The 20,043-nt window shown below is 32.3% G+C and carries 17 protein-coding genes, 1 pseudogene and 1 CRISPR repeat array; of the genes and pseudogenes, 7 read left to right on the plus strand and 11 right to left on the minus strand.

The window, feature by feature from the left end; translation table 11 throughout:
* Nucleotides 1–211 precede the first annotated feature (211 nt).
* From cas9 to cas2, 4 genes and pseudogenes are all read left to right on the plus strand, one after another.
* Complete coding sequence (gene cas9, locus Q0820_RS10400; protein WP_298487575.1) at nucleotides 212–4,333, plus strand: type II CRISPR RNA-guided endonuclease Cas9; 4,122 nt, start codon at nucleotides 212–214, stop codon at nucleotides 4,331–4,333.
* Nucleotides 4,334–4,343: 10 nt separating this feature from the next.
* Nucleotides 4,344–5,246: a type II CRISPR-associated endonuclease Cas1 gene (cas1, locus tag Q0820_RS10405; RefSeq protein WP_298487576.1), complete on the plus strand. Its 903-nt coding sequence runs from the start codon at nucleotides 4,344–4,346 to the stop codon at nucleotides 5,244–5,246.
* A 149-nt stretch (nucleotides 5,247–5,395) separates the two neighbouring features.
* On the plus strand, nucleotides 5,396–5,710 hold the full coding sequence (locus Q0820_RS10410; RefSeq protein WP_298487577.1) for a GIY-YIG nuclease family protein: 315 nt from the start codon (nucleotides 5,396–5,398) through the stop codon (nucleotides 5,708–5,710).
* A gap of 128 nt (nucleotides 5,711–5,838) precedes the next feature.
* Nucleotides 5,839–6,186: pseudogene (cas2, locus tag Q0820_RS10415) on the plus strand (CRISPR-associated endonuclease Cas2).
* A 137-nt stretch (nucleotides 6,187–6,323) separates the two neighbouring features.
* Nucleotides 6,324–7,114: a CRISPR direct-repeat array (repeat unit 32 nt; unit sequence ACTGTGAATTATCCTATAAAGATAAGAACTGA).
* Between the two features lie 145 nt (nucleotides 7,115–7,259).
* On the opposite strand, the gene Q0820_RS10420 reads toward cas2, so the two are convergent.
* From Q0820_RS10420 to msrB, 3 genes are all read right to left on the minus strand, one after another.
* Nucleotides 7,260–7,676 carry a DoxX family protein gene (locus Q0820_RS10420; RefSeq protein WP_298487578.1) on the minus strand — a complete coding sequence of 139 codons (417 nt, stop codon included), beginning with the start codon at nucleotides 7,674–7,676 and terminating at the stop codon, nucleotides 7,260–7,262.
* Nucleotides 7,677–7,780: 104 nt separating this feature from the next.
* On the minus strand, nucleotides 7,781–8,320 hold the full coding sequence (gene msrA / locus Q0820_RS10425) for a peptide-methionine (S)-S-oxide reductase MsrA (protein WP_298487579.1): 540 nt from the start codon (nucleotides 8,318–8,320) through the stop codon (nucleotides 7,781–7,783).
* A complete protein-coding gene (msrB, locus tag Q0820_RS10430) occupies nucleotides 8,313–8,768 on the minus strand; it encodes a peptide-methionine (R)-S-oxide reductase MsrB (protein ID WP_298487580.1) in 456 nt (151 codons plus the stop codon). Before msrB ends, msrA begins: the two co-directional genes overlap by 8 nt.
* Nucleotides 8,769–8,872: 104 nt before the next feature.
* Between msrB and Q0820_RS10435 the strand changes: the two genes are divergently transcribed.
* Nucleotides 8,873–9,685 carry a DNA/RNA non-specific endonuclease gene (locus tag Q0820_RS10435; RefSeq protein ID WP_298487581.1) on the plus strand — a complete coding sequence of 271 codons (813 nt, stop codon included), beginning with the start codon at nucleotides 8,873–8,875 and terminating at the stop codon, nucleotides 9,683–9,685.
* Here Q0820_RS10435 and rodA read toward each other — a convergent pair.
* From rodA to Q0820_RS10475, 8 genes are all read right to left on the minus strand, one after another.
* Entirely contained in the window at nucleotides 9,682–10,965 is a 1,284-nt protein-coding gene (gene rodA, locus Q0820_RS10440; protein ID WP_298487582.1) for a rod shape-determining protein RodA, read from the minus strand. The genes Q0820_RS10435 and rodA overlap by 4 nt on opposite strands.
* Nucleotides 10,955–12,823, minus strand: coding sequence for a penicillin-binding protein 2 (mrdA, locus tag Q0820_RS10445; RefSeq protein WP_298487583.1), 1,869 nt, complete (start codon nucleotides 12,821–12,823; stop codon nucleotides 10,955–10,957). The genes rodA and mrdA overlap by 11 nt, the downstream gene beginning before the upstream one ends.
* Nucleotides 12,820–13,224, minus strand: coding sequence for a rod shape-determining protein MreD (locus tag Q0820_RS10450; protein WP_366941656.1), 405 nt, complete (start codon nucleotides 13,222–13,224; stop codon nucleotides 12,820–12,822). Before Q0820_RS10450 ends, mrdA begins: the two co-directional genes overlap by 4 nt.
* A gap of 91 nt (nucleotides 13,225–13,315) precedes the next feature.
* Nucleotides 13,316–14,140 (minus strand): rod shape-determining protein MreC, encoded by an 825-nt coding sequence (gene mreC, locus Q0820_RS10455; RefSeq protein ID WP_298487585.1) that lies wholly within the window; start codon nucleotides 14,138–14,140, stop codon nucleotides 13,316–13,318.
* Between the two features lie 85 nt (nucleotides 14,141–14,225).
* Nucleotides 14,226–15,254 carry a rod shape-determining protein gene (locus tag Q0820_RS10460; RefSeq protein ID WP_298477967.1) on the minus strand — a complete coding sequence of 343 codons (1,029 nt, stop codon included), beginning with the start codon at nucleotides 15,252–15,254 and terminating at the stop codon, nucleotides 14,226–14,228.
* Between the two features lie 54 nt (nucleotides 15,255–15,308).
* Nucleotides 15,309–16,838 carry a bifunctional phosphoribosylaminoimidazolecarboxamide formyltransferase/IMP cyclohydrolase gene (gene purH / locus Q0820_RS10465; RefSeq protein WP_298487586.1) on the minus strand — a complete coding sequence of 510 codons (1,530 nt, stop codon included), beginning with the start codon at nucleotides 16,836–16,838 and terminating at the stop codon, nucleotides 15,309–15,311.
* Nucleotides 16,839–16,932: 94 nt separating this feature from the next.
* Nucleotides 16,933–17,385, minus strand: coding sequence for a GAF domain-containing protein (locus Q0820_RS10470; RefSeq protein ID WP_298487587.1), 453 nt, complete (start codon nucleotides 17,383–17,385; stop codon nucleotides 16,933–16,935).
* Nucleotides 17,386–17,559: 174 nt separating this feature from the next.
* Nucleotides 17,560–18,624: a hypothetical protein gene (locus Q0820_RS10475; protein WP_298487588.1), complete on the minus strand. Its 1,065-nt coding sequence runs from the start codon at nucleotides 18,622–18,624 to the stop codon at nucleotides 17,560–17,562.
* A gap of 170 nt (nucleotides 18,625–18,794) precedes the next feature.
* Between Q0820_RS10475 and Q0820_RS10480 the strand changes: the two genes are divergently transcribed.
* Together Q0820_RS10480 and Q0820_RS10485 are read left to right on the plus strand one after the other, a co-directional pair.
* Entirely contained in the window at nucleotides 18,795–19,208 is a 414-nt protein-coding gene (locus Q0820_RS10480) for a hypothetical protein (protein ID WP_298487589.1), read from the plus strand.
* A 101-nt stretch (nucleotides 19,209–19,309) separates the two neighbouring features.
* On the plus strand, nucleotides 19,310–20,035 hold the full coding sequence (locus Q0820_RS10485; protein ID WP_298487590.1) for a heavy-metal-associated domain-containing protein: 726 nt from the start codon (nucleotides 19,310–19,312) through the stop codon (nucleotides 20,033–20,035).
* The last annotated feature ends 8 nt before the right edge of the window (nucleotides 20,036–20,043 follow it).

Below are 20,043 nucleotides of genomic sequence, written 5' to 3' on the forward strand. Positions count from 1 at the left end.
ATATATAACTAGAATGGTTAAGGTAATCAAACTATGTTTGACTTAGAGTAAAATTTGGACAATTACTCTAAACAATAAAATTAAAATAACAAATATGAGGTTGGAATTCATACTTCAATATTATTTTTATTTAGGTTGTCAACCTAAAATTGCTAGAGCAAAGATAATAATATTTTTTATATTTGTATATGACTATAATACATTTTTTTAAATGAAGAGAATTTTAGGATTGGATTTAGGAACCAATAGTATTGGTTGGGCGTTGGTAAGCGAAGCTGAAAGTAAAGATGAGAAATCAGAGATTATCAAATTAGGGGTTAGGGTAAACCCTTTGACTACTGATGAACAAACCGATTTTGAGAAAGGAAGACCACTATCTGTTAATGCGGATAGAACATTAAAACGTGGAGCAAGAAGAAATTTACAGCGTTTTAAACTTAGAAGGCAGTATTTAATAGAGATATTAGAAAAACACAAAATAATTTCTAATAAAACACCTTTAACTGAAAATGGTAAAGGAACTACTCATGAAACATTAAGGTTAAGAGCTACTGCTGCTGTTGAGAAAATTGAATTGGAAAATCTGGCAAAAGTTTTGCTGGCAATTAATAAAAAGAGAGGTTATAAAAGTAGTAGAAAGGCGGTAAACGAAGATGAGGGTGTAGCAATTGATGGAATGTCAGTTGCCAAAGAATTATATGAGAAGAATCTAACTCCTGGTCAATATGTTTACCAATTACTAAAACAGGATAAAAAGTACATCCCAGAGTTTTATCGTTCCGACTTACAAAGTGAATGGGATAAAGTTTGGAACACCCAAAAAACATTTTATTCAGAAATTTTAACGGATGAATTGTACAAAGAGCTACAAGGTAAAAACAAAGGTGCTACATGGACTATTTGTCAAAAACCTTTCAATATTGTTGGTAAGAAGCTAGATGGGAAAGCTCAGGAGCAAAAACTAAAAAAGTATCAGCTACGAGCAAAAGCTTTGTCAGAGCAGTTAGGCTTAGAACATTTAGCTATTGTTTTACAGGAAATAAATAATGATGCCAATAAATCGAGTGGTTATTTGGGCGCTATAAGCGATAGAAGTAAAGAGCTTTATTTTGATAAAATTACAGTTGGTCAATATTTAAATAAGCAAATAAAAGAAAATCCGCATACATCACTTAAAAATCAAGTGTTTTACAGACAAGATTATCTAGATGAGTTTGAGCAAATTTGGGAAACTCAAGCTAAACATCATTCGGTTTTAACTAAAGAGTTAAAAGAAGAAGTAAGAGATGTTATTATATTTTATCAAAGAAGATTAAAATCACAAAAACATTTAATTTCTAATTGCCAATTTGAAAAATATCATAAGGCGATTCCTAAATCATCACCTTTGTTTCAAGAGTTTAAAATTTGGGAAAATCTGAACAATGTAAAGTTTAAGGCTACTGATGAAAAGTTTAATAGTTCAAATAATAAAAGTGGAGAAGCAAATCACATTTTAGATGATGAAACTAAAATACTATTATTTGAAGAATTGAATCTAAGAGGAGATTTAAAAGCCAATGAAGTCCTTAAATTTTTAGGGAAGAAAACAAAAGATTGGAACTGTAATTTTGAAAAAATTGAAGGGAATAGAACTAACCAAGCGCTATATGCTATTTATAAAGAAATAGCAGAAATGGAGGGTTATGCTTTTGATTGGTCCAAAAAGACAGCGGCGGAAATAAAAGAGGAATTAAGAGCTGTTTTTCCAGAAATAGGAATTAAACCCGAAGTTTTAGATTTTGATGCTAATAAAAATGGTGCTGCATTTGATAAACAGTATGGTTATGAATTATGGCATTTGTTATATTCGGCTGAAGATGACCATAAAATAGCGGAAGAGGATAAGTTAGTCTACGGTAATTCTAATGTTGCCTTAAAAAAGAAATTACATGCTAAGTATGGTTTTAAACCTGAATATACAGCATGGTTAGTAAACATAAAACTACAACAAGACTATGGTAGCTTATCGGCAAGAGCTATTCGTAAAATTTTACCTTTTCTACAAGGCAGCAATGAGTTTTCAAAAGCTTGTTCCATGGCGGGTTACAATCATTCATGGAGTTTAACTCGAGAAGAATTAAACAATAGAGTGCTAAAAGATAAACTTGAATTACTTCCTAAAAACAGTTTGCGAAATCCAGTAGTGGAAAAAATATTGAACCAAGTGGTAAATTTGGTAAATCAAGTTATTCAAACTTACGGAAAACCAGATGAAGTTAGAATAGAATTAGCTAGAGAGCTTAAGAAATCGGCATCAGAACGTAAAGATGCAACCTCTTTTATTACAAAACGTACCAAGGAAAATGAGGATATTAGAAAATTAATCTCTAAGGAGTTTGGTATTCCTAATCCAACAAAAAATGATGTTGTTAGATATCGCTTGTATGAAGAATTAAAAGATTTAGGCTATAAAACTGTTTTTACTAACAAGTATATTTCTAAAGAGAAACTCTTTTCCAAAGAAATAGATATTGAACACATTATTCCAAAAGCTATGTTGTTTGATGATTCTTTTTCTAATAAAACCTTAGCTTACAGAAAAATAAACCTTCAAAAAAGAGAAAGAACAGCAGTAGATTTTATTGAAAACGATTTTAACGATGATTTAGAAAATTACAAAAATAGAGTTGAGGCACTTTACAACAAAGGTAACGGCATTAGCAAAGGCAAGTATAAAAAACTGCTAATGAGCCAGCAAGATTTACCCGATGGTTTTATTGAGCGCGATTTAAGAAACTCGCAATATATAGCTAAAAAAGCAAAAGCTATGCTGTTTGAAGTGTTTAAAAACGTAGTTTCTACAACTGGAAGTATTACCGATAAGTTGAGGGAAGATTGGGATTTAATTAACGTCATGAAAGAGTTAAACCTTCCAAAATATAAAGCGTTAGGCTTAACAGAAATACAAACAAGAAAAGGTAATAAAAAAGTTGAAGTAATAAAGGATTGGACCAAACGTAACGATCACCGCCATCATGCAATGGATGCATTAACGGTTGCATTTACAACACATAATCATATACAATACCTTAATAACTTAAATGCCAGAAAAGATGTTAAACATAAAAAACATTCAAATATTATTGCCATAGAAAAAGTAATAACCCATAAAAATAGTGAGGGTAAGAAAAAGTTTATTGCTCCAATGTCTAATTTTCGTATTCAGGCAAAAAAGGATATTGAATCTATTATAGTTTCTTTTAAGACAAAGAATAAAGTAGTAACTAAAAATATCAATAAAACTAAATTAAAAGGGAAAGAGAGCTTCAAATCTAAGATACAGCTTACACCAAGAGGTCAATTGCATAAAGAAACGGTTTATGGTAAATCTAAACAACCAATGGATAAAACCGTAAAAGTTAATAAGCGAATTACCTTAGAACAGATAAATAATATTATACATCCTCGAATAAAGGATTATTTATTAGACCATTTAGCAAAATATAATAATGATACTTTAAAAGCTTTTGATACAAAAACACTTAAGAAAGAGCCGTTGATTTTTAACAACAAACTTATAAAAGAAGTGTTCTGTTATGAAGATATTTATACCATTAGAAAAGCTGTTAATGCAGATAATTTTAAAAACGAAAAAAGTTTAGATAAAATTATAGATAGTAATATAAAGACACTTCTTAAAACACGTTTAAAAGCTAATAATGGAAATGCTAAAGAAGCATTTTCAGATTTAGATAATAACCCCATTTGGTTAAATAAAGAAAAAGGTATTGCGGTAAAACGAGTTGCCATTTCTGGTGTAAATAATGTAGAAGCACTTCATGAAAAAAGAGACCATAATGGTAATTTAATTCTAGATAAAAATGGAAAACCAGTACAAAATGACTTTGTGAGTACAGGAAACAACCATCATGTTGCTATTTATAGAGATAATAAAGGGAAACTACAAGATAAAGTAGTATCATTTTATGAAGCAGTTCAACGTGTTAATTCTGGACTTTCAATAATTGATAAAGATTATAACAAACACCTTGCTTGGCAATTTTTGTTTACAATGAAACAAAATGAATTGTTTGTTTTTCCTTCTGAAGACTTTAATCCAAGTGAAATTAATTTAATGGATCAAAAGAACTCAAAGATGATAAGTGAGCATATATTTAGGGTTCAAAAAATAGCAATTAAAAATTATGTATTTCGCCATCATTTAGAAACTACTGTTACAAATGATTTAGAGTTTACATATCGAAGTGTACGTTCTACAGGAGGTCTTGAGGGTTTAGTAAAAGTCAGAACTAATCATTTAGGGAGTATTGTGCAAGTAGGTGAATATTAATTTTTGATTTATGATCAAACGCACCCTCTTTTTTGGTAACCCAGTATACTTAAGCACCCGAAATGAGCAATTGGTAGCAACATACCCAGAAGAGGGTAAAGAAGAAAGAACGGCAGCCATAGAAGATTTAGGATTTGTAGTTTTAGAAAACTCACAAATAACCATTACTACTGGTTTATTAATGAAATTAGTACAAAATAAAACCGCCGTTTTAACCTGCGATAAGCAACATTTACCCTGTGGTTTTTTGCAACCCTTGGTAGGGCATACAGAACAGACGGAGCGTATGCGTCACCAATTAAATGCCAGCGTACCTTTAAAAAAGCAATTATGGCAACAAACCGTACAGGCAAAAATTGAGAACCAAGCACAGCATTTATTAGTACAATCTAAAAACGCCTTAAAGTTAAAACGCTGGGCAAAAGAAGTAAAAAGCGGTGATGCTCAAAACCATGAAGCTTATGCTGCGGCGTACTATTTTCAGGAGTTATTTACAGGTATAGAAGGCTTTAGTCGTAACCAAAAAGGAGTAGCGCCAAACAATCTTTTAAATTATGGCTATGCCATATTACGAGCCGTAACGGCAAGGGCTTTGGTAAGTAGCGGTATGTTACCCAGTGTAGGTATATTCCATAGAAATAAATACAATGCATTTTGTTTGGCAGATGATATTATGGAGCCGTATAGACCTTTTGTAGATATGCTGGTCTATGATTTAGTAGCTACGGGTTGCCAAATAGAAGAGCTTAATATCCAACTAAAAAATGAATTATTGCACATACCCGCAATGGATGTGGTAATAGATGGTAAAAAAAGTCCATTAATGAATGCCATGAGCCGTACCACCAATAGTTTGTACGAGTGTTTTTATGGCAGTAGCCGAAGAATATTATATCCAGCATTAAAGTTGTAAATATGTTTACATAAAGTTGTTTAAAATTAATGATTAGAACCAATATCAGTACGAGCGCAGTCGAGTAACCTTGTCAGTTCGAGCGCAGTCGGGCAACCTTGTCAGTTCGAGCGCAGTCGAGAACAAATTATGTCAATTAATAACAAATCATGAAAACCTATTTCGTATACATATTAAAATGTAATGACGGTCTTTTATATACAGGCCTTACTAATAATCTAAGCAGAAGATTAGAAGAACATCAGCTAGGTAAAAATAAAAGCAGTTATACCTATAAGAGAAGACCAGTGCATTTAATATGGCACCAAATATTTAATGACATTGCACAAGCTATTTTAGTAGAGAAACAAATTAAAAAATGGAGTAGTAAAAAGAAATGGGCTTTAGCCAATGGCGATGAAAAAATGCTAAAAATTTTAGCAGAATGTAGGAATGCTAGTCATTATACCTATAAGCCAGACTGAGGTCTCGACTGCGCTCGACCTGACAAGACTGCGCTCGATTTGACACGATTGCGTACGACCTGTGAAGGCTGCAATAAATCTAAAAAGACTGCACTAGACTTGACACTGTTGTTTTTAATATATAAATGATGAACCAGAGCAATTTTAGCCGTTTAAATCAATATCGTAGTATGTGGGTACTTGTTTTTTTTGATTTACCAACCGAAACTTTAACAGAACGTAAAACCGCGGCACGTTTTAGAAAAAACTTGTTGAATGATGGTTTTGCTATGTTCCAATTTAGTATTTATATGCGTTTTAGTGCTAGTAGAGAAAATGCAGCAGTACATATAAAACGAACAAAAAATATGTTACCCAAAAAAGGTAAGGTGTGTATTATGTAAATAACCGATAAACAATTTGGGATGATGGAGTTGTTTCATGGACAAAAAGAAACACCACCAGAACCACCTAGTCAGCAATTAGAGCTTTTTTAATACAAAAGTTGCGTTTAAAAATGTTAGGTCGAGCGCAGTCTTGTCAGGTCGAGCGCAGTCGAGACCTCGTTACTCTCTTTTTTTTATTTCTAAAAACAAGTTTAAATAACAGTATACCAGCTTTTTATGGCGGGTATACTGTGAATTATCCTATAAAGATAAGAACTGAAAGCAATTCACAACTAGGAGAGCCTTCACAAAAAGCCATAGGTACTGTGAATTATCCTATAAAGATAAGAACTGAAAGCAATTCACAACTCTGTAGTGTATATCGGTTTATATTTTTCAGACTGTGAATTATCCTATAAAGATAAGAACTGAAAGCAATTCACAACTTGCATAGGTTTTAATAGGTGTTGTCATTCACTGTGAATTATCCTATAAAGATAAGAACTGAAAGCAATTCACAACCAAACACTTCTTTAACTCCTCACTTATATGACTGTGAATTATCCTATAAAGATAAGAACTGAAAGCAATTCACAACTAGACAAATATGACCTTTTGGAACTTGGTTACTGTGAATTATCCTATAAAGATAAGAACTGAAAGCAATTCACAACCAGAAGAACCTACATATATACAAGTTACAACTGTGAATTATCCTATAAAGATAAGAACTGAAAGCAATTCACAACAACGGTACAGCTTTAAAAGATGAAACGGCAACTGTGAATTATCCTATAAAGATAAGAACTGAAAGCAATTCACAACGTATAATGAGGTGTACCAGGATGAACTAAAACTGTGAATTATCCTATAAAGATAAGAACTGAAAGCAATTCACAACCGGAATGGTCTCTATGTTGGTAGGTAACTAACTGTGAATTATCCTATAAAGATAAGAACTGAAAGCAATTCACAACTCTCCTGGGTGGGAAAGAATTTAAGATCGGACTGTGAATTATCCTATAAAGATAAGAACTGACCGAGCGTAGCGACCGATGAATACCTATAAAAAAATAAAAAATACATGAATAAAGCAATTTTAAACAGCAATCACCTAAAAAGTAAAAGCCCACTTTTTAAAAAGCAGGCTTTTATAGGTAATCTAAAAAGTATAACATCTTTAATTATGCTACTTTTATATAAGATTTTGGTTCCTCATTTTCTTTAGTTTTAGGGGTTTCTTTATGGTATTTTAGCTTTTTATTTTGAATGTAGGTAACCCAAACTAGTACTAAACAAACAACTGCTGCTGCTCCGTTGCCATCCTTTGCTAATAAATGAGCAATAATGCCAAATAAGAAATTCATGAAGAATCCTGCATAGGCCCATTCTATAAGCCATTTTCCTTTGTTTAATAAAATTATAGTTATGCCTAATAATTGTGCTGCTCCAATAACATATATTAAATAAGTAGGGTATCCTAGTTGTTGAAATTTAAGTACTATTGCATCATAGTTTATAAAAGAATTTGCTACAGCATATACTATAGCTATAGTGAATAAAGTAAGTGCAATACGGTAGTATGTTTTTGTGGTATTCATAGTAATGGGGTTTAAGATTGTTCTGCTAAAGTACTTTCTTAAACCCCATTTTTTAGCGCTTTGTAGCCCAGTTGCTATTTAGTGTAGACCAGTGGTAAAAATCTTTATTTTAACATGTTAGCATGCATTTTTCGCAATTTTGCAAGCTTAGGGGTTATAACAGCACTACAAAAACCTTGTTCTGTATTGTTGCTATAGTAATCTTGGTGGTAATCTTCTGCCTCGTAAAAAATAGGCAATTCGCTAATTTCGGTTACTATTGGGTCTTCGTAATAAGGGCTTACTTCTTTAATAACTTCTTTTGCAATTTTCTCTTGTTCTGGAGTATGGTAGTAAATTACAGAACGGTATTGGGTGCCTACATCACCACCTTGCCTATTTAGGGTAGTAGGGTCGTGGCTGGTCATAAAAATTACTAATATATCTTTATAAGAGATTATATTGGCATCAAAAGTAACTTGTATTACTTCGGCATGGCCAGTAAGTCCAGAACAAACTTCTCTATAGGTTGGTTTACCGGGGGCTGTACCACCACTATAACCAGATACTATTTTTTGTATCCCTTTTATTTGATTAAAAACAGCCTCTACACACCAAAAGCAGCCGCCACCAATAGTAGCAATTTGTATTTTAGAATTATGCATTTATTTCTTTGTTTAATGTTAATGATTCCGAGTTTACACAATAGCGTAAACCGCTTGGTTCTGGACCATCTGGGAAAATATGCCCTAAATGGGAATCGCAAGTGTTACACATAACTTCTACTCTAATCATACCATAGGTAGTGTCTTTCTCATACTTAATAGCATTTTCTTTTACAGGTTGTGTAAAACTTGGCCAGCCTGTACCAGATTCAAATTTAATAGTAGAATTAAATAATGGTGTGTTGCAACAAACACAATTGTATTTGCCAGCTTCATGGGCACTACAAAGCGCTCCAGAATGTGGTGCTTCGGTTCCTTTTTGTCTGGTAACTCTATACTGTTCTGGCGTTAATATTTTTTGCCATTCGGCATCCGTTTTTTCTACTCTTTTATCTGGAGTAGGGTTTCCTTTAACGCTAAAATTAATTATATCTTTCCATGTTAGCATGGTAATTTTCCTTTCTGTTTTTATGAATACTAAACTAGCATAATAGTCTTACACAAGGTACAAACCTTACGTTATATACCACTAAATTACGTTAAATTTGAAACATGAGAAAAAGCTATTCTAATAAGACTATATATTCTATATTAATGCTAATCTGTGTGGTTGGTTTTTGGTTGTTCGAAAATTTTTATACTCCAGCTACGTATTCCGATAAAAATTCTGAGGGTTTAAAAAAAGAGGTTTCTGCGTATTTTATGCCAAGTTCTACCACAGGAAGTATTATAGAGCATTCGTATTATTCTTTATCGTATAATGAGGCTTATGAGCAAGCAGAGTGGGTGGCTTATAAGTTAGATAAAAAGGATTTAACTTATGAGGATAGAAAAAGACCTTATTTTATAGAAGATCCAATGGTAAAAACAAAATCTGCAGATTGGCGAAATTACAAAGGTTCTGGTTATGATCGTGGGCATTTATGCCCTGCAGGGGATCGTAGGTTTTCTAAACAAGCTTATGATGAAACGTTTTATACAAGTAACATTAGCCCGCAAAACCGAGATTTTAATGCTGGTATTTGGAATAGGCTAGAAATGAAAACAAGATACTGGGCAAAAAAGTACGGGAGTGTATTTGTAATAACTGGAGGGGTTTTAGAAAAAGGTTTAGAAGAAATAGGAGACGAAGATGTTGCTGTGCCTAATTACTTTTATAAAATTATTGCGAAAGGAGAAAAAGATAATTTAAGTGTAGTTGCTTTTTTAATGGAGAATAAAGAGAGTTCTTCCCCAATAAAACAATTTTTAGTACCAGTAGATGTTATTGAGAAACGTACTGGAATTGATTTTTTTAAAGAACTTTCTAAAGAAAAACAGGATAAAATAGAGCGAAAAGTTACAACTAATGGCTGGAAATTTTAAAAACTTTCTTTTAGTCTATTAGCATCTAATCGTAAAAAGATAAAGAGTAATATGGTAAAAAATAGTAGACCAGACCCCCCATAACTCATAAATGGCAAAGGAATACCAATAGTTGGTAATATGCCTATTACCATACCCACATTAATTAAAAAGTGAATAAAAAGAATAGAAACTACGCCATAGCCATACATTCTAGAAAATGGGTTTTTTTGTCGTTCTGCCAAGTGTATTAACCTTAGAAAAAGAAATGTAAATGTGAGTACAACTAAAGAAGTTCCTAAAAAGCCCCATTCTTCTCCAATGGTACTAAATATATAATCCGAATGTTGTTCGGGTACAAAATCTCCTTTTGTACGTGTACCTTCTAAAAATCCTTTTCCTATTAATCCGCCAGATTCTATTGCTTTTTCGGACTGGTAGGTATTGTATCCAATAGTTTTTCGTATTTGCTCTAATTTTTTAGGGTCTTTTTCTAACCGCAGCCAAAGACTAAAACGGTCTCTGTGTCTTTGTTCAAAAACATGATTAAAAACAAAATTTACCGATAGCGAGAATAGCACAATAGCAACTAATGCAGATGCAAAAGGTATAATAGGGACTTTAAATGTTTTTCTTTTTATTAAAAAGAAAATGGTAGTTAATAACGCTAAGGAAATTGTAAGCCATAAAGTACCAAACTTTAAGGTAGCCACAAATATGAGAATAACTAAAAATAAGATTCCTAAATAGTATAGCGGTAAACCTTCTCTAAATATTACAAATAGTAGTGCAAAAAATACTAAAGCACTACCTGGGTCTGGTTGCGGTATAATTAAAATAGCAGGTATTAAGAGTATTAAAATGGCGTATAACTGGTCTTTTCTACGTTTAATATCTGTTTGTATATCACTTAAATATTTTGCCAAGGCTAGTGCTGTGGCTACTTTGGCAAGTTCTGAGGGTTGTAGGTTAAAAAAACCTAAATCGTACCATGAGGTTGCCCCAGCAATAGTTTTACCAAAGGGGTATAAACCAAGGAGAATTACCATGGCAATTAGGTAAAAAAGACTAGAGAAGCGCTCATAGAAATTAACTTCTAATGCTAGAACTAGTAAAATAGCTAAGATACTTACTCCTGCAAAAAAAAGCTGTTTGCCATGTAATGCCTTAAAATTAAGTATTTGTGGTTCTGCTTCTGTAACAGTACTAGAATAAATATTTAACCAACCAATGAATACTAAAATAAGGTAGAATAATACACTTAGCCAGTCTATACGTTTTAGAACACTTTTACCAGACATATTCATTAATCTTAAACTCTTCGCCACTATAGGGTTTAGCATATTCGTGCTCTAGAGTTTTTTCTAACATTCTTTTTTCTAAGTCTTTTCTAGTTACGTCTCCTTTAATGTATTTTTCTATCATTAAAGATGCTATGTGCCCTGCGTATCTAGATCCATAGTAGCCATTTTCTATATATACAGCAATGGCAATTTTAGGCTTATGTACAGGGGCAAAAGCAACAAAAACGGAGTGATCTGTTAGTTGCGTTCTTACACCATCAATTTTGGTAAAATTTTCTGCCGTTCCTGTTTTTCCTGCAATTTCTATATCTGGTATTTGCACCCATTTTGCGGTACCTTTTCTATATACATCGGCCATGCCTTGTACTACAGGTTCAAAGTATTTTCGGTCTATTGTAGTATGTTTAGGTTCTGTAAATTTTGGGTTAGAAATAGCTTCTCCTTCAATTTTCTTTAGAATATGTGGCGTAAAATAATGACCTCTATTTGCAATTGCTGCGGTCATATTTGCCAATTGTACTGGAGTAGCTAATACTTCTCCTTGGCCAATAGAATTAGATATTATATAAGAAGAACTCCATCTATTATCTCCATACCATTTATCATAGTATTCTTTACTAGGAATTCGGCCTTTTTGGCCATAGGGTAAATCGTATCCTAGGTAATTTCCTAAACCAAAACTCTTCATGTGTTTTTCCCAAACATCCATGCCTTCATCGGTAGTTTCAAATTTTTCGTATATTTTTCTGAACGTGCCAGCAAAATAAGCATTACAAGATTTATAGATTCCAGAATTTACATTTCGTAAACCACCACCACAGTGGCATCCTTTTTTAGAGCGCCCAACATAAAAACCATTATAACAACGTATAGTTGTATTTTCATCTATTACCCCTTCTTGTAATGCAACAAGAGCATTCAGAGTTTTAAATGGAGATCCAGGTGGTTGCTGTGCTAGAATAGACCTATCCCATGTTGGGTTTGCAATAGTATCATTATAAAGTTTGGTGTAATTTCTAGAACGCTTTCTGCCAACTAATAAAGAAGGATCATAGGTTGGCCCAGATATCATAGATAATATTTCGCCAGAGGAAGGTTCTAAAGCAACAATACCGCCACGTTTACCAACCATTAGTTGTTCTCCATATTCTTGGAGAACTTTATCTATAGTAAGGCTAATTTGTTTTCCTTGTTCCGGAATAGTATCTAAAGAGCCACTTTTATATGGACCTATATCTCTATTAAAACGGTCTTTTTGAATGTATTGTACGCCTTTACGACCTCTTAAAATTTCTTCGTACTGTTTTTCTACTCCTGTTCGGCCAGTTAATTCTCCCTGAACATAGTATTTGTTTTTGGCTAAATCTCTTTCATTAACCTCACTAATATACCCTAATACATTTGCAGCACTATTGGTATCATAATATCGTAGAGAACGTTTTTGAATATAAAATCCTTTGTACTTTCTCATTTTCTCTTGGAGCCTGCCATAGTCTTCTTTTGAAAGCTGATGTACTAATACCGATGGTAAACGTGGAGAATAAACTCTTGCCTTTCTAAGTTGTTTTATAAATTTTTCTTTCTCTAAATTTAATAAACTACAAAATTCTAAAGTATCTAGAGGTTTTACTTCTCTAGGGATTACCATTACATCATAAGCGGGGTCATTACCCACTAATAGCTTGCCATTGCGATCATAAATATAACCCCGTTCAGGGTAATCATAAATTGTTTTTATTGCAGGGTCTTCTGCTATTTGGTCTGGAGAAAAGCTAAATATTTGCAAATAAGAAAGCCTACCCAAAAAGGTAATTCCTATAAGTATAACTAAAGAGGATAATAATAGTCTTTTCATTCTTTTTTAACGCTAAATAAAGTGCTAAATAGTAAGCAAAGTATTAAAGTAGCTAGACCTATGGCTAATGTTTTTTTAAGTATTAGCAATAGGTTCGTAATACTAAATATTTCTAATGTAAAAAATACGAAATGATGCACTACTATTAATAACGCTAAAAAGGTGATTTGTTGTACTTTAGTTGTGTTTCCAAGTTTAAAACTTTGAAATTCTAAGTTTACTCCAAATACAAAATTCATTATAACAGGTCTTAAGTATGCTATAGTAACTGTTGCTGCTGCATTTATAGCCATAGTGTCTGAAAAAAAGTCTATACATAAACCAAGCAAAAAACTTAACCCAATAAAGGCTGCTCTGTTTTCTTTTATAGGATACCAGTATAAAAATAATATATATACCATTGGATTAATAAACCCAAAAAAGTGGAGTCTATTAAACACCAAAACTTGCACTAAGACTAATAGTGTAAAACGTAAAATATTTATAAAAAAATTAGTATTGATCATTGGAAATGGTCTCTTGTTCTAATTTTAGTATTTCTTCTCTATTAGGGTTATTAATTATATAAACGTTTTTAATGTTAGTCATGTCATTAAATAACGAAACATTTATATAGTAAAAACTTTTGGAGTCATCTAGGTCAAACTTTTTTATGGTTCCTATAGGAATATTTTCAGGAAAAATACTACTCATAGCTCCAGTTACTATGGTGTCTCCAATAGTAATAGGCACTAATCTAGGAATATCTATTAATTGCACCGTGTTATAGTGTTCTGTATTCCATATTAGAGAGCCAAAGTGGTCCGTATTTTTAATTTTTGCATTTATATTGGAGTGTTCATTTAAAACACTTTGCACAGATGCATAATTGTTAGAGGTGTTTTCTATAATACCCAATATACCTTTATCGGTTATAACCCCCATATCTTGTTTTATACTGTCTTTTTCTCCTTTATTTATAGTAATATAATTGCGCTGATCTGCATAATTATTTTTTATTACTTGTCCGGAAATTACAGTATAGTTTATGTTGGAAGAATCTATAAGAACGGTATCTTTTATTTTGCTGTTATATAATATTTGACGTAACCTTTTATTATCGTTTACTAGTTTTTGGTTTTCACTTTTTAAATCAAAATAAGAAGTAATATTATAGGAAGTTTGAAAAATTCCGCCTGTTACCCAATTAGAAGAATTAAAAAATTTAGATTGATGAAAAGAATGCGATTGAATAGTGAAAGACAATGAAATAATCATAAAAAAGATATAAAGCAAAAAGGTTTTATATCGAATTAAAAAATTTATTATCTGCCGCATTCAGTTCAAAATTATATACTACCAAAAATAGTATGTTTCAATTTGGGGAAATTGATAACAAAAAACAAAAGAATATACTTAAAGTTTATTTAATTAATATACTCTTATAACGCTCTAAGTTTTTAAGTGCAATACCTGTTCCTCTTACAACCGCTCTTAATGGATCTTCTGCAATATATACAGGTAAATCTGTTTTTTGTGATAATCTACGATCCAATCCACGTAACATAGAACCACCACCAGCTAAATAAATACCTGTATTATAAATATCGGCAGCAAGTTCTGGAGGTGTTTGGGATAGTGTTTCCATAACAGCATCTTCTACACGTAAAATAGATTTGTCTAATGCCTTCGCTATCTCTCTATAAGAAATTTGTACTTGTTTTGGTTTACCGGTAAGTAAATCTCTTCCTTGTACAGATTTTTCCTCAGGAGGTGTTTGTAAATCTTCTGTGGCAGAGCCAATTTCAATTTTTATTGCTTCGGCAGTTGTTTCTCCAACATATAAATTATGTTGTGTACGCATGTAGTAAATAATGTCATTGGTAAAAACATCTCCTGCAATTTTCACAGACTTGTCACAAACAATACCACCTAGGGCAATTACTGCAATTTCGGTAGTACCACCACCTATATCTACAATCATGTTTCCTTTAGGCTGCATAATATCTAAACCAATACCAATAGCTGCAGCCATTGGTTCATGAATTAAGTAAACTTCTTTACCATTTACACGTTCTGCAGATTCTTTTACGGCACGCATCTCTACTTCGGTAATTCCAGAAGGAATACAAATTACCATACGTAATGCAGGTGGAAACCACTTTTTCTTTAACGCAGGGATGTTCTTTATGAACATATTTATCATCTTTTCAGAGGCGTCAAAATCTGCAATTACGCCGTCTTTTAAAGGACGAATAGTTTTTATATTTTCATGGGTTTTACCTTGCATCATGTTGGCTTCTTTACCAACGGCAATTATTTTTCCAGAAATTCTATCACGTGCAACAATAGATGGACTGTCTACAACCACTTTATCTAAATGTATGATGAGTGTGTTGGCTGTTCCTAAATCTATTGCAATTTCCTCTGTTAAGAAATCAAAAAATCCCATAGTTTAAAGTTTGGTTTCGATTAAAAGTGCATTTCGTCGATAAAGGTACTAAAATTAATGCTTAAAATGACGTGTGCCTGTCATTACCATAGCAATTTCATTTTCATTACAGTAGTCAATACTCAATTGGTCTTTAATAGAGCCCCCTGGTTGAATTACACTTTTAATACCACTTTTTCCTGCTATTTCTACGCAATCCGGGAATGGGAAAAAAGCATCACTTGCCATAACAGCACCTTGTAAATCAAAATTAAAAGATTTTGCTTTATGTATAGCTTGGTTTAAAGCATCTACTCTGGAGGTTTGCCCTGTACCGCTAGCACACAATTGCTTGTTTTTTGCCAAAACAATAGTATTACTTTTTGTGTGCTTACATAATTTAGAGGCAAATATTAAATCGTCTAAATCTTCTTTAGATGGTGTAAGCGTAGTTACTGTTTTTAAATCTTCAAGAGCATCAGTTTTAGCATCTTTTTCTTGTAATAGTATTCCGTTTAAACAAGTGCGTACATTGTTTTTTGGTAACTCAATATCATTTAATATTAAGATAATACGGTTCTTTTTCCCTTTTAAAATTTCTAAAGCGTCAGGAGCATAACTAGGTGCGATTACAACTTCACAGAAAAGTTTATGAATTTCTTCTGCAGTTGCTTTATCTATTTCTTTATTACTAATAAGAACTCCGCCAAAAGCAGATACTGGATCACCAGCTAGAGCATCTACATACGCTTGGTGTAATGTGTCGCGTTGTGCAAGACCACAAGCATTGTTATGTTTTAAAATAGCAAAGGTAGGAGCATCATTCTTAAACTCATTCATTAAGTTTACTGCAGCATCTACATCTAATAAATTGTTGTATGATAATTCTTTACCGTGAAGTTTATTAAAAATAGCATCAAAATCGCCAAAGAAAAATCCTTTTTGGTGTGGGTTTTCTCCATAACGTAAAACTTTTCCTTTTGTCTCGCTAATTTTTAAAGCAGCTTCTTCATGATTTTTATTAAAGTAGTTAAAAATAGCGCTATCGTAATGAGAAGAAACATTAAAAGATTTTGCTGCAAAACGCTTACGGTCTTCTAAAGTTGTTGTACCATTACCTTCTGTAATTAGTTCTAAAACCTCGCTGTAGTCTTCCATAGAAGAAACACAAAGAACATCTTTAAAGTTTTTAGCAGCAGCACGTATTAAAGAAATACCACCTATGTCTATCTTTTCTATAATATCTTGTTCCGGAGCACCACTTGCAACTGTTTTTTCAAAAGGATAAAGGTCTACAATTACAATATCTATCTGTGGAATATTAAATTCTTCTAATTGTGCAACATCACCATCATGATCTTGTCTATTTAAGATACCTCCAAAAACTTTTGGGTGTAGCGTTTTTACTCTACCACCTAATATAGATGGGTAGCTAGTAACGTCTTCTACAGGTACAACATCTATTCCTAAGTCCTTAATAAATTTTTCTGTTCCTCCTGTGGAGTATATGGTTATTCCAAGTTCATTAAACTTTTTTACAATTGGTTCTAATCCGTCTTTATGGAATACAGATATTAAGGCTGATGTTGCTTTTTTGGTACTCATTTTTACTTTGCTTAAAATTAAAGTTCTAAGCTTGCAAAAGTAATTTTTTTGAAACTAAAAAAAGAGGTAGTTTATTAACAATAAACCTAAAGTTTTAAAGAATTTGTGATACTTTTTCATTTACATATTCTAAAAAGCGCTCATCTTCTTCAGAAAATGGGTTTGGTGTGTTAGAATCTATATCTATTTGCCCTATATTTTCTCCGTTTACAAATAAAGGGACTACAATCTCTGCCTTAACCGTAATGCTGCAAGCAATATAATTGTCTTGAGCAGCTACGTCTGGAACCACAAAATTCTCATTGCTTTCTGCTACTTGGCCGCAAATACCTTTACCAAAAGGAATAATAGTATGGTCTGTAGGTGCGCCAGCATAAGGGCCCAGTTTAAGTTCTTTTTTGTCTCCATTTTTAAAATAAAAACCAACCCAATCATAATAGGAGACAGATTCTTTTAAAAGAACACAAATTTCTTTTAGTTTTTCATCTGTGTTTGTTTTAGAAGAATTAAGAATGGTAGAAACTTTAGTTTTTAATATAGCAAACATAATAACAGTAATTATAAAAAAGTAAAGCGCAAATTTACAACCTTCTAAAGTTATCTTTTCTTTCTCCTTTAATTTATTAACAATTGTTTTACTAAAACGGATAAGCACAAAATAAAAAGCGGGTGTCTATATAAATATAGACACCCGCTTTTTATATTTTACAATAGTCTTTTGTTATGGCTGTACTTTAACATCAAACTCTATAAAGTCATTGTTTCCAAACCCTGCTTGTATAGCGGTTACTTTTATAAGACCTTTTTTGCCATAATTATCTACAAATTCCACAACATCACCAACTTCTAAGTTTGTTATGTTTTGACTGTTAGTTTTAACAACTACATCTAAATCACCAGAAAGTGTTATGTTGTCAAATGCAGTTACATCAAAATTAGATAAACCAAAAAACATTTCGTTTAAAGTCTCATCTGCATCTTCAGTGGCGCTAGGTTTAAGACCTTCTACAGGGAATCCAAAATTAGCATCATAAGTTGCAGTGGAAGAAAAAGAAGCTAATTCTCCACTAGAAGCTCCTGAAACACCGTAATAGTATCCAAAATCCCAAAAAGCTCTAAATTCTGGGCCTACATTAATTTTGTAAACAGTTTCATTTAATAATGAAAAGAAGGTTTCTGTTCTTCCTTCTACATCTGGAGCGTATAATTTTACTCCGGTATAAGAATGTACTTCTGCTTTAGGATTTGTTCCTGTACCAACGGTTACTGTTATTGTGCCAACTCCAAGAGCTTTTCTTTTGTTTGGGTCTCTAAAATCCCCTTTTCCTGTTGTTGTCCAAAAGCTGTAAACTATAGAACCATTATCTATATTTGGGACAGGTAGGTCAAAAGTAAAATCTATTTCTTTTTTAGTAGCACCATCTAAATCAATAGAACCATCTGCTTTTAAAGCCTTTTTTAAGTCGCTACTTGTTAAATCAAAATCATTAAAAGGCATATCTCCTGCTCCAGAAATATTTTGCGTAATATATAATCTGCGTTGTGTAATATCTGTTGAGGTATAAATAACTCTTCCTGGTACTTTAGTGCCAACTTGGCCATTTGCTTTTGCTGTAAAAATGTCTTTGGAAGGGTCTCCTTGGTTTATTACCAGTGTGGCTACAGTGTCGTCATTGTTTGGGGTTTCAAAAATGGAACCATCGTCACTGCTACAACTTACTAGGAATAAGCTAAAAACAATACTAGCTAAACTTACTTTTGAAAATAATTTCATGCTCTTTCTCATACTTATGCTTTTATAGTTTTAAAATGCGGTTATGTGCATATAGCCTTATTAACTTTAATGTTAGGTTTTAAGTATACTAATTCGTGTTTTTTTTTCTTTTTTTTTGCAGAGGTTCGTTAATAGAATGCTAAAAATTATTTTAAATACGGTTATTTAGTACCTTTGTTGTTATGAAAGAAAAGCTACATCGCTATTTTTCTTGCCTTATGGCTATTATAATTTTGTTATCTACTACCTCATGGAAAGTAGAGAAGCATTATTGTATGGGGCATTTGGTAGATGTTGCTTTTTTTGTAGATGCTCAAGATTGTGGAATGGATATGTCTTCTAATTCTAAAGAAATAGCTAAGGTTCAAAAAAAATCTTGTTGCGAGGATGAATTAATAGCTTTTGAAGGTCAAAACAATGTTAAGCCTTCTTTTAATGATTTTGATTTAGAGCATCAAATATTTTTAGTTACCTATATTCAATCCTTCATAGGTTTGTTTGTTTCTTCTGTAGAAAAAAACCAATCCTATGCAAAATACATTCCACCAAAAATTATCGAGGATATTCAGTTACTTGATAATGTTTTCTTAATTTGATTTTTAACAAATAACGTTGTTTTCTTATTTGAAAATGGCGTATGTGTTATTGTTTTCTGATTTTTTTAGGAAAGCAAATTATAAATCATTAAAAGAAAAACATGAAAAAAATATATAGTATTAATGGGATGACGTGCGGTGGCTGTGTGGCTTCCGTTACGAAAAAGCTTCACGAGATAAATGGCGTTGTTTCCGCTAGCGTTTCTTTAGAAAATTCCGAAGCTTTAGTGCAGTTAGAGAGTCCTTTAGAAATTGAAATTTTTAAATCTGCATTAGGAGACAAGTATACTGTTTCTGAAAAAAATGAAGGTATTAGCGTTGATTTTAACTCCCAAAATTCAACCAATGAGAAGTCAAAAATTCAACAATTAAAACCACTGTTGCTTATTTTTCTATATCTATTTGTTGCAGCAATTTTGTTACAGATAAAAGTGTGGAGTACTACTAGTTTTATGTTAGACTTTATGGGGCTTTTTTATATAGTATTTAGCTTTTTTAAATTGTTAGATTTAAAAGGGTTTCCTGAAAGTTTTAGAATGTATGATCCAATAGCAAAAGTATTTCCATTATATGGTTGGGTATATCCTTTTATTGAAATTGCTTTAGGACTATGCTTTTTAATGAGATTTAAGATACCCATGGCACTTGTAGTAACCATTATAATTCTAGGAGTAACTACAATAGGCGTACTTAAATCTTTGTTGGGTAAAAAAAGTATACAATGTGCATGTTTAGGTACGGCATTAAAATTACCTATGACGCAAGCTACTTTTATAGAAAATGCTATTATGATTGTAATGGCTCTTGTAATGTTATTAACTTTATAGAGCTAGGA

The organism is uncultured Maribacter sp., from assembly GCF_947495965.1.
GTDB lineage: Bacteria > Bacteroidota > Bacteroidia > Flavobacteriales > Flavobacteriaceae > Maribacter_B.